The organism is uncultured Tyzzerella sp., assembly GCF_963558545.1.
GTDB lineage: Bacteria > Bacillota > Clostridia > Lachnospirales > CAG-274 > Tyzzerella.
Genome location: NZ_CAUWHO010000052.1, coordinates 1 through 14,383, shown reverse-complemented (window position 1 = coordinate 14,383; position 14,383 = coordinate 1). Strand labels below are relative to the sequence as shown.

Annotated in this window: 12 protein-coding genes and 1 other annotated feature; of the genes, 7 read left to right on the top strand and 5 right to left on the bottom strand. The window is 24.9% G+C overall.

All coding sequences use genetic code 11. The features are described from left to right. Window positions 1–186 precede the first annotated feature (186 nt). Window positions 187–1,623 carry a proline--tRNA ligase gene (proS, locus tag R5Z65_RS08280; protein WP_334309017.1) on the bottom strand — a complete coding sequence of 479 codons (1,437 nt, stop codon included), beginning with the start codon at window positions 1,621–1,623 and terminating at the stop codon, window positions 187–189. A 42-nt stretch (window positions 1,624–1,665) separates the two neighbouring features. Further along, window positions 1,666–1,861, bottom strand: a binding site (T-box leader). Window positions 1,862–2,058: 197 nt separating this feature from the next. Between proS and rpsU the strand changes: the two genes are divergently transcribed. Further along, on the top strand, window positions 2,059–2,235 hold the full coding sequence (rpsU, locus tag R5Z65_RS08275) for a 30S ribosomal protein S21 (protein ID WP_250277346.1): 177 nt from the start codon (window positions 2,059–2,061) through the stop codon (window positions 2,233–2,235). A gap of 20 nt (window positions 2,236–2,255) precedes the next feature. Beyond that, window positions 2,256–2,702, top strand: coding sequence for a GatB/YqeY domain-containing protein (locus R5Z65_RS08270; protein ID WP_317368448.1), 447 nt, complete (start codon window positions 2,256–2,258; stop codon window positions 2,700–2,702). Window positions 2,703–2,932: 230 nt separating this feature from the next. Here the strand turns inward: R5Z65_RS08270 and R5Z65_RS08265 are convergent, their stop codons facing one another. The 4 genes from R5Z65_RS08265 to R5Z65_RS08250 all read right to left on the bottom strand — a co-directional run bounded on the left by R5Z65_RS08265 (window position 2,933) and on the right by R5Z65_RS08250 (window position 5,450). Then, entirely contained in the window at window positions 2,933–3,058 is a 126-nt protein-coding gene (locus R5Z65_RS08265) for a hypothetical protein (RefSeq protein ID WP_317368447.1), read from the bottom strand. Between the two features lie 46 nt (window positions 3,059–3,104). Further along, the gene (locus R5Z65_RS08260; protein ID WP_317368450.1) at window positions 3,105–3,986 is read right to left on the bottom strand and encodes an FAD-dependent oxidoreductase; all 882 of its coding nucleotides are present in this window, start codon (window positions 3,984–3,986) and stop codon (window positions 3,105–3,107) included. A gap of 98 nt (window positions 3,987–4,084) precedes the next feature. Continuing rightward, window positions 4,085–4,369, bottom strand: coding sequence for a hypothetical protein (locus tag R5Z65_RS08255; RefSeq protein ID WP_317368446.1), 285 nt, complete (start codon window positions 4,367–4,369; stop codon window positions 4,085–4,087). A 10-nt stretch (window positions 4,370–4,379) separates the two neighbouring features. Beyond that, on the bottom strand, window positions 4,380–5,450 hold the full coding sequence (locus tag R5Z65_RS08250) for a histidinol-phosphate transaminase (protein ID WP_317368445.1): 1,071 nt from the start codon (window positions 5,448–5,450) through the stop codon (window positions 4,380–4,382). Between the two features lie 178 nt (window positions 5,451–5,628). On the opposite strand from R5Z65_RS08250, the gene R5Z65_RS08245 reads away from it, so the two are divergent. The 5 genes from R5Z65_RS08245 to R5Z65_RS08225 all read left to right on the top strand — a co-directional run. Then, window positions 5,629–6,810, top strand: a complete 1,182-nt coding sequence (locus tag R5Z65_RS08245) for a DUF5717 family protein (protein ID WP_317368443.1) — start codon at window positions 5,629–5,631, stop codon at window positions 6,808–6,810. Window positions 6,811–6,819: 9 nt separating this feature from the next. After that, window positions 6,820–9,483 (top strand): DUF5717 family protein, encoded by a 2,664-nt coding sequence (locus tag R5Z65_RS08240; RefSeq protein ID WP_317368441.1) that lies wholly within the window; start codon window positions 6,820–6,822, stop codon window positions 9,481–9,483. A 19-nt stretch (window positions 9,484–9,502) separates the two neighbouring features. Then, window positions 9,503–11,179 carry an Hsp70 family protein gene (locus tag R5Z65_RS08235; RefSeq protein WP_317368439.1) on the top strand — a complete coding sequence of 559 codons (1,677 nt, stop codon included), beginning with the start codon at window positions 9,503–9,505 and terminating at the stop codon, window positions 11,177–11,179. A gap of 27 nt (window positions 11,180–11,206) precedes the next feature. Then, window positions 11,207–12,892 (top strand): nucleotide exchange factor GrpE, encoded by a 1,686-nt coding sequence (grpE, locus tag R5Z65_RS08230; RefSeq protein WP_317368438.1) that lies wholly within the window; start codon window positions 11,207–11,209, stop codon window positions 12,890–12,892. Window positions 12,893–12,900: 8 nt separating this feature from the next. Continuing rightward, window positions 12,901–14,383: DUF5716 family protein (locus R5Z65_RS08225; RefSeq protein WP_317368435.1), on the top strand; the 1,483-nt coding region annotated here is incomplete at its 3' end.

Genomic DNA, 14,383 nt, shown 5'->3' with positions numbered 1-14,383 from the left:
AAAAATATATAGAAGTATCTGTTTTTGTATACAGAGTATTCAAAAAATTGTTTATTACAATTAAGATACGACTTATATTTTTAAAGTAAAAATTATATACGGATTTATGTATTAAATTTTACGAATAAAAATATATAGAAGTATCTGTTTTTGTATACAGAGTATTCAAAAAATTGTTTATAAATATTAATATGCTTTTGCCCAGTAAACCATTTTTTTAGCAGGGTTACCACAACATATGCAAGTATCAGATATATTTTCTTGTTCAAAAGGTATACAACGAGATGTAGCACCTGTTAAATCTTTAATTTTTTCTTCACAAGCTGTATCTCCACACCACATAGATTTTATAAATCCTTGTTTTTTGTTAATTTGATTTTCAAATTGTTCTAAAGTTTTTGCAACAAAGGTATTTTCATTTCTATGTTTTAAGGCTTTATCGAATAAATCTTGTTGTAAAGTTTTAAGCATTTCATTTATTGTAGTTTCTAAATCATCTAAATTTACAAAAACCTTTTCTCTATTATCTCTACGAACTAATACACATTGGTTGTTTTGTATATCACGAGGGCCTATTTCCAATCTTAAAGGAACACCTTTCATTTCATATTCGCTATATTTCCAACCAGCAGATTTGTCAGTTAAATCTATTTTTACTCTATATTTTTTAGAAAGTAAATCTTTAAGCTCATTAGCTTTTTCTATTACGCCTTCTTTTTTCATATTAATAGGTAAAATAACTATTTGGATAGGTGCAATGTTAGGAGGTAAAACAAGCCCGTTATTATCACTATGAACCATTATAAGCCCACCTATTAAACGAGTAGACATACCCCAAGATGTTTGGTGTGCATATTGTAATTTATTTTCTTTATCTGTATATTGTATACCAAAAGCTTTAGCAAAGCCATCACCAAAGTTGTGAGATGTACCTGACTGTAAGGCTTTACCATCGTGCATAAGAGATTCTATAGTGTAAGTTGCTTTAGCACCGGCAAATTTTTCTTTATCTGTTTTTTGTCCTTCTATAACTGGAATAGCTAAAAAATCTTTACAAAAATCTGCATATATATTTAACATTTTTAAAGTTTCTTCTTGTGCATCTTCTTCTGTTGCGTGAACAGTATGTCCTTCTTGCCATAAAAACTCTACACTTCTTAAAAATGGTCTTGTTGTTTTTTCCCATCTAACAACAGAGCACCATTGATTATAAAGCATAGGTAAATCTCTATAAGATTCTACAATATTTGCATAATGCTCACAAAATAAAGTTTCAGATGTAGGCCTAACACAAAGACGTTCTGTTAATTTTTCTGAGCCACCGTGTGTAACCCAAGCTACTTCTGGAGCAAAGCCTTCTATATGGTCTTTTTCTTTTTGTAAAAGGCTCTCAGGTATAAACATTGGCATACAAACATTTTCGTGTCCTGTTTCTTTAAATTTTTTATCAAGTTCTTTTTGTATAAGTTCCCATATAGCAAAGCCATAAGGTCTTAATATCATACAGCCTCTAACAGAAGAATAATCTATAAGGTCAGCTTTTTTTACTATATCTGTATACCACTGTGCAAAATCTTCCTCCATAGAAGTTATTTCTTTTACTAATTTTTCGTTAGACATAATATTTCTCCTTTTATAAAATTAAAAAAAGCTTAACAAAAAGAAACAAGGGACCAAAACGGCGGTACCACCCTTCTTAATGCAAAGCATTCACTCTATTCCTATTAACGCTAGGACAACGCCATATTTTCATATAGAAGCTAGAAGGGTAGGTTCTGTATAGGCTAATAAAGATTTTCACCAACCATCTTTTCTCTAAAAAAAGCTAATATACATACTAGTCCCTTTTAAACACTTACAATATATATAAAATATATAATAAAATTTATTTTATGTCAAGGGTATTGATAAAATAATGTTAAAGTGTGCCAGATGTTTTGTACTTTAGTATTAAAAATAAAAAAATATCTTTAAGGTGGTTGACTATTTCCAAAAAATTGTGTATAATTTTGGAGTGCATGTTGCATATAACAATGTAACTGGAGGGAGGGAATTCAAATGTCAGAAGTAAGAGTTAAAGAAAATGAATCTTTAGATAGCGCTCTTCGTAGATTTAAAAGAAGCTGTGCTAAAGCTGGTATTATGGGCGAAGTTCGTAAAAGAGAAGCTTATGATAAACCAAGTGTTAAACGTAAGAAAAAATCTGAAGCAGCTAGAAAACGTAAATTTAACTAATAATAAAAGGGATGATGTGTATGTCATTAAAAGAACAGCTTTTTGCTGATTTGAAGGAGGCTATGAAGCAAAAGGATAATATCCTTAAAGATACCATTCAGATGGTTCGTGCGGGCATTCTTCAAATCGAGAAAGACCAAAAGATTGAGCTTGAAGATGACGGTATTATTGAAGTTATTATCAAAGAAATAAAAAAATGCAATGACGTGCTTCCTGACTTTCAAAAAAGTGGCAGACAGGATTTAATTGATGAATTAAACCAAAAACTCACGATTTTAAAATCTTACCTTCCCGAACAGTTAAGTGTTGAAGAAATCAACGAAATCGTTTTATATGCAATTAAGGAAATTGGTGCTAGTTCTATGAAAGATATGGGCAAAGTTATGGCATTAGTTTCTGATAGGACGAAAGGTCGAGCAGAGAATAAAACAATAAGCGAAATTGTAAAAAAATGTTTGCAATCATAATAAAATAAGGGCTATATAGCCCTTATTTTATTATGATTTTTATTAAATACAATTAAGGTATGACTTATATTTTTAAAGGTAAAATTATATACGGTTGTTTGTATTAATTTTTACGAATAAAAATATATAGGAATACCTGTTTTTAGATATACATTATCTAAAAAATTGATTTATACAAATTAAGGTATGACAATATAATTTTTTTCTTAAATTTGTATTAAAAAATTATTTTAATCATTTTTATTTTGTATTTCTGGCACAGGTTCTACTGTATTTTTATTGGAGTTATATTTTTTATTACTTTCTGTTTTTGGTTGACTATTTTTACCAGGTCTTTTCATTCCAGCTTTTGCCATAATACACCTCCTTTTTATAGGTATATTATTTGTAAAAAATATAATGTTATACCATATTTTTTGTTAAAATATAATCTTTTATACTATATGCAGTTTTTCTACCTTCACGCATAGCTACAACAACTGTATCAGGTCCATTAACAACATCTCCACCAGCAAAAACACCATCTATATTAGTCATACCAAAAGGGGTATTAGATACTTTTATATAACCCCAATCATCAATATCTATTAAATTATCATTTATAATAGGCTTGGAGCCAATGGCAGTTAAAACAACAGTACAAGGTATAATAAATTCTTTTTCTGTATCAAGATTTTTTACCTTTAAACCTGTAAGGTTGTTATTTTCACCAATAAATTCTAAAGGACTACACCTCCACATAAAAGGTACACCATCTTTAATAGCTTGCTCGTATTCTTCGCAAGAGGCGGGCATTTCTTGTTGAGTTCTTCTATAAACAACAGTTGTATTATCTGCTATAAGTTTAGAGGTACGGCAAGCGTCCATAGCTACATTTCCACCACCAATAACTAAAACAACATCTTGTTTATTTATTAGGATATTATCTTTAGCATATTCTGTTAAAAAATGATTAGCGTGTATAACTCCGTTAAGCTCCTCTCCTTTAACATTAATAGATTTTGGCATATTTGCACCTGTTGATATATAAATAGCATTATATCCTTTATTTTTTAAAGTTTCTAATGTAAAATCTTTACCTAGCTTACTGTTTAATATAAAATTTACACCAAGATTTTTTAATTTTTCTATTTCTCTATTAACTGTAATAGGCGATAACCTAAATGTAGGTATACCATAAGATAGAATACCTCCTGCTTTTTGCTCCATTTCATAAATATCTACATTAAATCCTTCCTTTGCAAGAATATATGCACAGCTAAGTCCAGAAGGTCCAGAGCCAATAATAGCTACATTACCTAAGCAGTTATTATTTTTATTGTTATCTATAAGGTTATTTTCATAAGCATAATTTGCTATAAAATTTTCTATTTTACCAATTTTTACAGGTGTTTTTTTCTAGATAATACACAGCTACCTTCACATTGTTTTTCGTGTGGACAAATTTTACCACATATTGAAGGTAGGTTTGTTTTTTCTGTTAGAATATTATAAGCTAAATGTATATCATTATCTATAATAGCCTTAATAAATTGTGGTATATTATTTTGTATAGGACACCCAGTAACACAAAGAGGTTTTTTACATTGTAAACAGCGTTTTGCCTCTTGCAAAGCATCTTCTTTAGTTAAATCTAAAACATCAATTTTTTCAATATTTTTTAACATATATTACCTCTTATGATAAAATATTTTTAAATTTTTGTATTAATAACCTGTTATTTTTTTCAGATAGTATACAAAATCTAAAAAATGTATCATCTAAAAAAGGAAAACTTTTAGCATCTCGTATTAATATATTTTCTTTTATTAGGTCTTCAAAAAGTTTGCTAGATGTAGTTTTATTATTTAAAATTTTACATAGTATAAAATTAGAGCTAGATTTATAAAATTTTAAATTTTTTATTTTAGATAATTCTTCAAAAATAAATTGCTTTTGATTTAGTATTAAATTTTTTGTATTTTGTATATACTCTTTATCATCAAACATACTTATACCAATTAAATTTGCAATAGAATTAACGCTCCAGGGGTCTTTGTATTTATTTATTTTGTCTAATATATTTTTATTTTTGCAAATTCCGTAACCAAGCCTTATACCAGGAACTCCAAAAAATTTTGATGTACCTCTTATTACAAAAAGATTGTCATAGTCATTTACTAAAGATGTAGCGCAAATATTTTCAATGTCGCTAGAAAATTCGGCATATGTTTCATCTATCATTAAAAATTTACATTTATTTAAAATTAGTTTAATTTGGTTGTTGTTTATAGCTGTCCCTGTTGGATTATTAGGATTACATAGTACGATTAAATCTATATTATCATTTATACAGCTTATAAGCTTGTCTACATTTAATAAAAAATCATCTTCTTCCTTTAAGTCAAAAAAGTGTATGTTGCAGTTGTTATTTTTTAATTCTCTTTCGTATTCGGAATAAGAAGGAGATACAATAATAGCATTTTTAGGGGACAAATTCTTTATAAATAAAGATATAATCTCTGTTGAGCCATTTCCAACAATAATGTTATTTTTATTACAGTTACAATAAGTTGATATAGAATTTTTTAAAGAAATATAGTCTTTATCTGGATAGGTAGTTATAACATTAATATTATTTTTTATGGTGTTTTCTATTTTGTTAGATATACCTAAAGGGTTTATATTTCCGCTAAAGTCTATAATTTTTTCTCTTGAAATATTATATTTTTTTTGTATAATATCTAAATCTCCTCCGTGGTTAAGCATAAAACTTCTCCTTTAAAAATTTATATATTTATATAATATGTTGTTAATATATATATTAAATTAAAAATATATTTATTTCAACAATTATTTATATAAAAAGTTGATAGATTTAAAAAAATCATTTATAATAAGGTTAATAAAAAATTTAAATTATAAAATATATAAAGAAGGTACAAATATGAATTTAGTAGAATTTTTAGAGTATCCTTTACCAATTATACAAATAGATATAGATAAAATAGCTATAAATACTAATGAAAAAAGCAGTGGTGTTATAAGTATTAAAAATATAGGTGGAGGGGTACTATCTGGAGAAATTGTGTCTAATACAGATTTTCTTTTGTTAGACCGAGAAAGTTTTTCTGGCAATGATGTAAAAATAGAATACAGTATAGCCCCGTCTATATATTATAATGGAGATTTTATAAAAAGCCAAATAATAATAATATCTAATGGAGGGCAGGTTTATATACCAGTTTATATTACTGTTTCTAGCTTTGTATACCTAGAATGTGGAAAAGAAAAAATACACACTATAAAAGAATTTTACGGGTATTATTTAAAAAACTACATAGAGGCCATAAGAATTTTTTATTCATATGAATTTATGATATGGCTAAAAAACATAAATTACAAGCATATAGATGTTGTAGAAGAAATATTAAAAGATGCCAATAAACAAAGAGCTATTGATAATTTTTTTGTATTATCTAAAATTAAAGAAAAAGCCTATATACAATTATCACAAAAGAACTTTAAATATAAATACTTTACAACAAATTTTGACGCAGAGATAATAGGTATAATACCATTAAAGCTTATAGGAACAGGCTATTTTGAAGAAAATATTACAATAGAAGATGATATAGATTTTATAAAAATATCCAAAGATAAAATCACAAATAAAGATTTTGATGATAATGGTAACTATAACCTAGAATTTAGAATTTTAAAAAATAAAATTACTAATTTTTTTGAACGTAGAAAAATTATATTTAATAAAGCAAAAGAAAGTATTATAATAGAAATTAGCAAAAAAAACCCATTAGAAATATTATTTGAAAAAGATTATTTTACTACAACAGACAATGGAACATTAAAAATATTAAATAATACAGAAAAAGACATAATAATAGAAATTGTACCAAAAGATACATTTGTATTTTTTGAGGGTAAAAAATATCTTGTATCTAAATATACGGAAATAGGATTTAATATAAGGGTTACAGGTTTTTTAAAAGCTCAGATGGACTTTACAAAAAAGCCTAATATAGAAAGTGAAATACTTATAAAAGCTATTTTAGATGATAGCGTATATAAAATGCAAAAAAAAATATATATTGGCAACAGTTTAATATAGGAGATTAATATGAGTTTTATAGAAAAAAGCATTAATAGTATAGAAAAACAATATAATAATAAAAAAAATAAAAAACGACTTATACTGCTTTTAAATAGATATTATTTAGGCTTTTTGACTATGGACAAAATAGATTATCTAAACAAAGCTTATAATTGCTGTGCAGAGTATTTAAATAATAATAAGTCGGATTTTGACATTTTACTTGCCATACTTTTCTTTAGCATAAATATAGATGACAAAGAAAAAATAGATTATTTTAATAACAATATATCAAAATATAAAAAATATTTAAAAAATAATGATATAGATAAGTATAGTTTTTATTTATTTTTACAAGGATTAATAAAAGCTAAAAAAGGTTCTGTTAGAGGGACTAACAAGTATATAAAGGCTTTACAAAATATAGATAGCGATTTTTGTATTATATATATAACACTACTAAAAATATACATAAATAATATGGATAGAAATATTTTGTTAGACATTGAAAACATACACCACAGTATTTTTTGGAAAAATATAATTTTATATATTGTTTTTGAAAAAAAATCAAACTTTTTAAGTTTTGAAAAACAAACATTTAAAAACTACGTAAAATGGGCTTTATATAAAGGTATAAATATAGAAAAATCTATAATTAGATATGAAAATAGTATATTATTTTATTTTAATGAGGATATATTTAACAAAAAAATATACAAAGAATATAACATAGACTCAATACTTTTAAAAATTTGTCAAGAATATCTTAAAAATAACATACATACAAAGATTAGCTATTTCTTTTTTAAGGAGGGGATAAATAGGCAAATATCTTTACCAGGATTAAATACTAGCTATATAAAAGCTTGCTATAAAAGTAATATGGAGGATATAGGGCTTTATCCCATAAAGCAGTTTTTAAAAGAGCCTAACGTAGACTTAGAAATAATGTCATTTATATATTATATTATTTTAAGTAACAAAAAATATATAGAACTAGTAGTAGAAGAAAAGGATAAAATATTAAAATATGGTGGATATTTTTTAGAAAAAGGTTGTGTAGGCAGGTATTATTATACAATATATAAATATATATTAGATTTTATACCAACAGGGTCTTTAGAAGAAATAAAAATAATGAATGTGTTATATCCTAATAACTTTTTATATGAAATTTATGTAGAAGATGATAACGCACAAACAATACTTATAAAGGATAATGATATAGATAGTGTACAAGAATATAATATAGAAAATAATATTGTTGTTGTAAAATCAAGCTCTAAAGATTTTAATTATTACATTTTTTCAAAAAATAAAAATGAAATATTAAATTGTAAAATAAATATTAATAAACTTGTAGAAGGTACTAATGGAAAATATTTTTATAGATTTTACAAAACAGGGTATAAAGATAAGTTTACCATAATAAATACTATAAAATATTACTTAAAAATAGATAATACAGATAATAACAAAACAGAACTTTTACAAAATGTTTTGGGGATAGATGATATATCTACACCTTTAAAAATGCAAGTCATATTAACACTTGGAAATATTAATTTTTATAATAAAGATTATGAAACAGCAACTATGTATTATAAAAAAGTTTTAGAAAAATATATAGGCGATAAATATATAGATAATATTGTAAAATCTTATATTTTTTGTAAAGAGTACTATAAATCTATAGAGATTATTAAAAAGAAATATAGAAATTTAGAAGATGATACTTTATTTTATGCTATAAAAGAGATAAGTAAAGAGAGCATTTATAACAAAACAATAGCCATATTTGCATATGAACTTTTAATACGTTCAAAAGTAGATGATGTTTTTATAGATATAGTTGTAAAAAACTATAAAGGTGGACTTAAAGAATGGATAGAGCTTAGAAAAACTCTACAAAATATGGGAATTATAAAAAAAGAAATAGATGAATATATATTAAAACTAGCAGTATACACACATAGTATTGATAATTATGTAGAACAAATATTTATGGACTTATATAATAATGATACAGAAAATAAATCTATAGAATATTTTTTAAATTATTGTATGTACCAAGCTTTTAATGGAGATTATATATTTAGTGATGATATTTTATACATTATGGAATATATTTTTAAAGAAACTAATAATAGCATAATAGGATATGCTTTAGGACACATATATTTAAAAGGAAATTACAATTTAGAAAATAAATACAAAATATTTGAAAAAATTATACAAAATATGGAAGAAGAACAATTAGGCTTTAAAATATTTGAAAATAATAAAGACAAATTTAAAAAATTTTCGTATTTATATAAAAACAAACCTTTTGTTTATAATACTTACCCTAACAAAGATGTTTATTTATGTTATAAAAATATTAATCAAGAAAAATTTATGTCTATTAAAATGAAATACTTTAAATTTGGCATTTATATAGTAACGCTACCTATTTTTTATGGAGAAGATATAGAATATTATTTTGCAGAAAATACAGAAAATGGCAGTATATGCACAAAAAAATTTTTTGCAACAAATATCAAAAGTTTAATATTTGACATAGACGATAAATATTTTAAAATAAACAATGCTTTTGTATATACTTATGAGGGTAGATATGATGAGGCACATAAGGTAATAGAAGAACTTATAGCAAAAGATTATAACTTAAAAGGAAAAATACTATAAAAACTAAGGAGGAAACACTATGGCAACATTAGGACTTGATTTAGAAAGAGGATTATTTTTAGGGATAGATTTTGGAACAACAAACTCTGTTGTTAGTATATTTGATTTTAAAGACGGCGAGGTACAAACAATACCTATTGACGGTAGCAATATTTTCCCTACTGCTATACAGTTTGAAACAGATATAGATGATGAAAACAAGCTATCTAAAATATTTGGTGTGCAAGCTAAAGAAGCAGCTATGATATATCCACAAAGTACAGTTTTATCTATAAAAAGATTTTTAGGTACAGATGAAAACATTATTATAAATGTAGATGATAAAGAATATAGCTTTACTCCAGAGCAAATAGCAGGGGAGATAATGGGATACCTAAAAAGAATGGCAGATGAATATGCTAGAGAAAAACTTAATATATCTGGAGAATTTTCTGGCTGTGTAATAACAGTACCTGCAAACTCTACCGATAAGCAAAAGAAAATGACAAAAGAGGCTGCCATACTAGCAGGATTTGATGAAGATAGCGTATATTTAAGGTTAGAACCAGCAGCAGCAGCAATAAGCTATGCTGTTAATGAAAGAAAAAACAAAAAGGTATTAGTGTATGATTTTGGTGGAGGTACATTTGATGCTTGCATACTAGAAATAAAATTAGACGAAAATGAAGAGCCTAATATATCTATTTTAAGCACTTATGGTGATAACGATTTAGGTGGAAATGATGTTGATAAAATATTAATAGATATGATTTATGAGGAGTTTAAAAAACTTACAGACAATGAAATAGATTTATTTGATGAAAATGTAGATGATGGTGTATCTAAAAGACAAAAAAAGGTTGCATTAGTACGTTTATCTCAAATGGCAAACCAAGCAAAAGAAAGACTTTCTAAGGCAAAATCTACAAAAATAGTTTTAGCACCATTTATACAAGAGCCTAAAATTGTAAATATTAATATGGAGATAACAAGAGAAGACTTTTTAAATCACAAAAGAGTAAATAAGCTTAATGATAGCGATGATATATTTGCAAAATTTGAAGGTAAATCTGTTATAGATATGATAAATCAAACTATTTTATGTGTGGACAAATCTTTAGAAAAGGCTAAAATAAGTTCAGAAGATATAGATGAAATATTTTTAGTAGGGGGTAGCTCATCTATGCCTATTGTAAGTGAAAAAATAAAAGAAAAATTTAATAAAGAACCTTTTAAATCTAAGATAAGCCCAGCACTTAGTATATCACAAGGTGCTGCATACTATTGTAATATGATTATGATGCCAACTGTAAAAGGACCTGTTGTACACGAAAAAACTATTCACCCAATAGGATTAGAAATAGCAGGTAGACGTTTTATGGAAATAGTAAAAGCTGGTATGGATATACCAAAAGATAACCTTGTTATAGAAGCATCTGAACCACTTGTAACAAATTTTGATAATGTTAGCAGTATGGCTATTGTTGTATATGAAAATACTATACCAGATGATGAAAAAGGTAGTACTTTTGTTACTGGCGAGGGTATGAAAAGGCTTGCAGGCACTTCTTTAAGAGGTATACCACAAGGGCCTAAAGGACAAGAAAAAGTAAAAGTGATATTTAGCGTAACGCCTGATAATATGCTTAAAGTTACAGCAAAAAGTATGAGCGATGATGGTATTATTACAGAATTGTCTGTTGATGAGCTTTATTAATAAAATATATTATGAAGGGGGGAGCTTATGTGTAAATTGGCCATAGAAACAGAGCTTGAAAAAATTTTTATAGAGCAAAGTTCTTTTGAAGAAGAATATGTATCAATGCTTAAAGAAAAATTTATTAGTAATAACAAGCAGATAAAAAGGCTTATTTTGGCTAGATTTATAAACAATATATCTGATAACCAAAGTTTAGCTTTGTTTGATGAAGATATTTTTAATATATATAAAACTATTATTGATAATTATATAATTTTTTTAAATAAAGAAGATACAAATTTTAAATTTAATGATGAGCTTTCAAAAAATTTATCAGGGATAACTTCTGTTTTAAAAAGTCAAGTTAGTTTCTTTTATGATGATAAACATATAGATATAAACCCTATTTATACAGAAAAGAAAACAATAATAGCTAAATATATAGATAATATTTATACAAGGATAGACAATTTATTTGATTATAATTTTGATAATATAAATGCTAAAGATAAAATTATTGAAAATATTATAAAAGAAGTAATTATTAGCTATAAAACTAATCTATTAGAATGTTTTAATGCTATAAATGATATAGAAAATAGAAAAGAAGTAAATTACTTTAATGATACTTTGCAAGAAGAGAGAGAAATTTTATCATCTATAATAAAAGTGCAAATAAAGGCTTTAGAAGATTTATGCAAGGACGATAATGAAAAAAATAATATAAAAGTGTTATTAAAGCCTATAATAGAGGCCTATCAGCAAACAGGTAAAAGTTTTGAACAGCTTAATAATAAAATTAAAAATATAAATACTAACATAAATGTAGTATTAGATGAGGACAACAAAAAAATAGAAGAAGCTATTTTAGTAATTTTTAAAGATATAAAATCCTCAGAAGAAAAGTTTAGGCAAAAATCTCTAGAGATATTTAAAAAATATTTATTAAGTTTAAAAGATAATATTATTATTAACGAAAAAGAAACTATAAATACATTAAAAAATAATATAGATAAATATTTAAAGTTATCTAATGAGCTTAAAGATATGTTTTCTATGCTAAACAAATATATAAATACTAACAAAGATAGCTATAAAAAAAATGAATTATATAACATTATAGATGGAATAAACGAGAGTGTTATTATTAAGATTGATAACATAAATGAAAAAGAAGCAGAAGTATTTGAAGGTAAAGACCAATTATATAAAGATTTAGATAATGCTTTAAAAGATATTGAAAATTATAACATACAGTATGATTTTGATTCTATATATACTACATTAAAAAATGATTTTAATATGGAAAATATAAAACAGTATATAAATGCCAAACCTATGTTATCTATAATAGAAAAAATATCTAATTCTTACATAAAAAAGGTAGATGATTTTATAAAAAATACTTTATTATTTGAAATAAGTACATTTCAAGAAATAATATATTATTCTGTTGTAAGGCTTAGAGAAAGTAAAGAAAGTAAAATAATAGATTTTACTAAATATATAGATAGTATAGAATTAAATATAGAAAAATGTTTATTAGATAACAATATTTTAATAATAAAACCAAATCCACACGATATGTTTGATGCAAAAGAACACGAAGTTTTATTGGCAGAAAAAAATGAAAATTTTCTTAAAGGGCAAATAATAAAGGTTGTAAACTATGGATACAAGAAAAAAGATGAAGTCGTTATAAAAAGAGCTACTATTATAGCAGCAAAATAGAGGTTTTTATGATTAATGAAAATAAATTTATTATAGGTATAGATTTAGGAAATTTAACATCTACAATATCTTATTTTGACTTTAACCAAATGGACATAGATGTTGTTGATATTAGTGGGGGATATGGTAAATTTAGTGTACCAACCGTTGTTTCTTATAATATGGATACAGAAGATTGGGTTTTTGGGGAATATGCTATATTAAACAAGGGTTTTGGTAATGAAATTATAATAGAAAATATAATAGAAAATCTAGGCAAAGACATAACATATAATGCTAAAGGCAAGAGCATAAGTTTAATTTTATGCCTTAGTAAATTTATAATATTTTTAATAGAAAATATAAAAAATATTAATCCAAATGCTTGTATAGAAGGAATTGTTTTATCTACGTCATCTTATGCTAATGAGGACATAATAGAGGCATTTAAGCTAGCTGGTATGGAGCATTTGTTGTTAAAAATAGCAAATGATAAAGAGTGTATTTTAAAAAGTTATTTTTATGAAAATGACGTTATTGGAGATAAAATAATAATTATTGATTATAGCAATAGGCAAATTAGAGCATCTATATATCAGATAGAAGAAGAGGGTAAAATAAAGTGTATAAAAACAGCTTTTAATGATAGTATAGGACAACAAAGAGTTTTTAACATAACTAAAAATTTAATAACTAGAAAATTTTTGGAAGAAACTGGAAAAATAGACTTAACAGAATATGAAAAAAATAATTTAGATTCTTTTGTTTATCAGCAGTTTGATATTATCTTCCAAAGGCCAATTTTATCGGATATAAAGCTATACTATAACTTTTTTTATCCACCATTTCAAAAAGTTATATCAAAACAAGAATTATTTGATATAATATCTTTCTTTGAAAATGAACTAAATATATTTTTTAATAACTTATTTGAAAGTATATGTATTAAAGAAAATCAAATAAAAAATATTATACTAACAGGTGGAGGCATAGAAATAGATTTTATACACAAATATATAAAATCTAGGTTTAACATAGATAAAAATTTTAAAGGTAAAGCAAAAAGATTTATATCAGACGGAGCTTGTATAATAGCTTGTCAAGAAATGGGAATATTACCTAAAACTAAAATGTATATAGAAGATTTAGACCAGATAAAAAATAATATAGGTATAATAATTAATGACTTTGATAAAACAAGGTTTGAACCTTTTGTATATAAAGGTAGTTTTATATGGCAAAAATTTGATAAAAAAGTATTTTTGATAAATAATAAAAATATAGAAATAGATATATTTTCAGAAGAAAATAATAATTTTAAAATATTAGAAAAATTAAAAATAGATTTAAGTATTTATGATGATTTTGTAGATAGGGATATAAAAACAATAAGATTTTTGGTATATGTAGAATTTAAAAACTATAAAGAAATGATTTTTAATATAGAAGACTTTGGGTTTGGAGAAATATACCCTAAGACAGACTTTAAAAAACAATTTACTATAAACTTAC

Excerpts from the sequence above, each read along its gene's own strand:
- rpsU (WP_250277346.1), top strand. The coding sequence starts at position 2,059 with ATGTCAGAAGTAAGAGTTAAAGAAAATGAATCTTTAGATAGCGCTCTT.
- R5Z65_RS08270 (WP_317368448.1), top strand. The coding sequence starts at position 2,256 with ATGTCATTAAAAGAACAGCTTTTTGCTGATTTGAAGGAGGCTATGAAG.
- R5Z65_RS08265 (WP_317368447.1), bottom strand. The coding sequence starts at position 3,058 with ATGGCAAAAGCTGGAATGAAAAGACCTGGTAAAAATAGTCAACCAAAA.
- R5Z65_RS08255 (WP_317368446.1), bottom strand. The coding sequence starts at position 4,369 with ATGTTAAAAAATATTGAAAAAATTGATGTTTTAGATTTAACTAAAGAA.
- R5Z65_RS08250 (WP_317368445.1), bottom strand. The coding sequence starts at position 5,450 with ATGCTTAACCACGGAGGAGATTTAGATATTATACAAAAAAAATATAAT.
- R5Z65_RS08245 (WP_317368443.1), top strand. The coding sequence starts at position 5,629 with ATGAATTTAGTAGAATTTTTAGAGTATCCTTTACCAATTATACAAATA.
- R5Z65_RS08240 (WP_317368441.1), top strand. The coding sequence starts at position 6,820 with ATGAGTTTTATAGAAAAAAGCATTAATAGTATAGAAAAACAATATAAT.
- R5Z65_RS08235 (WP_317368439.1), top strand. The coding sequence starts at position 9,503 with ATGGCAACATTAGGACTTGATTTAGAAAGAGGATTATTTTTAGGGATA.
- grpE (WP_317368438.1), top strand. The coding sequence starts at position 11,207 with ATGTGTAAATTGGCCATAGAAACAGAGCTTGAAAAAATTTTTATAGAG.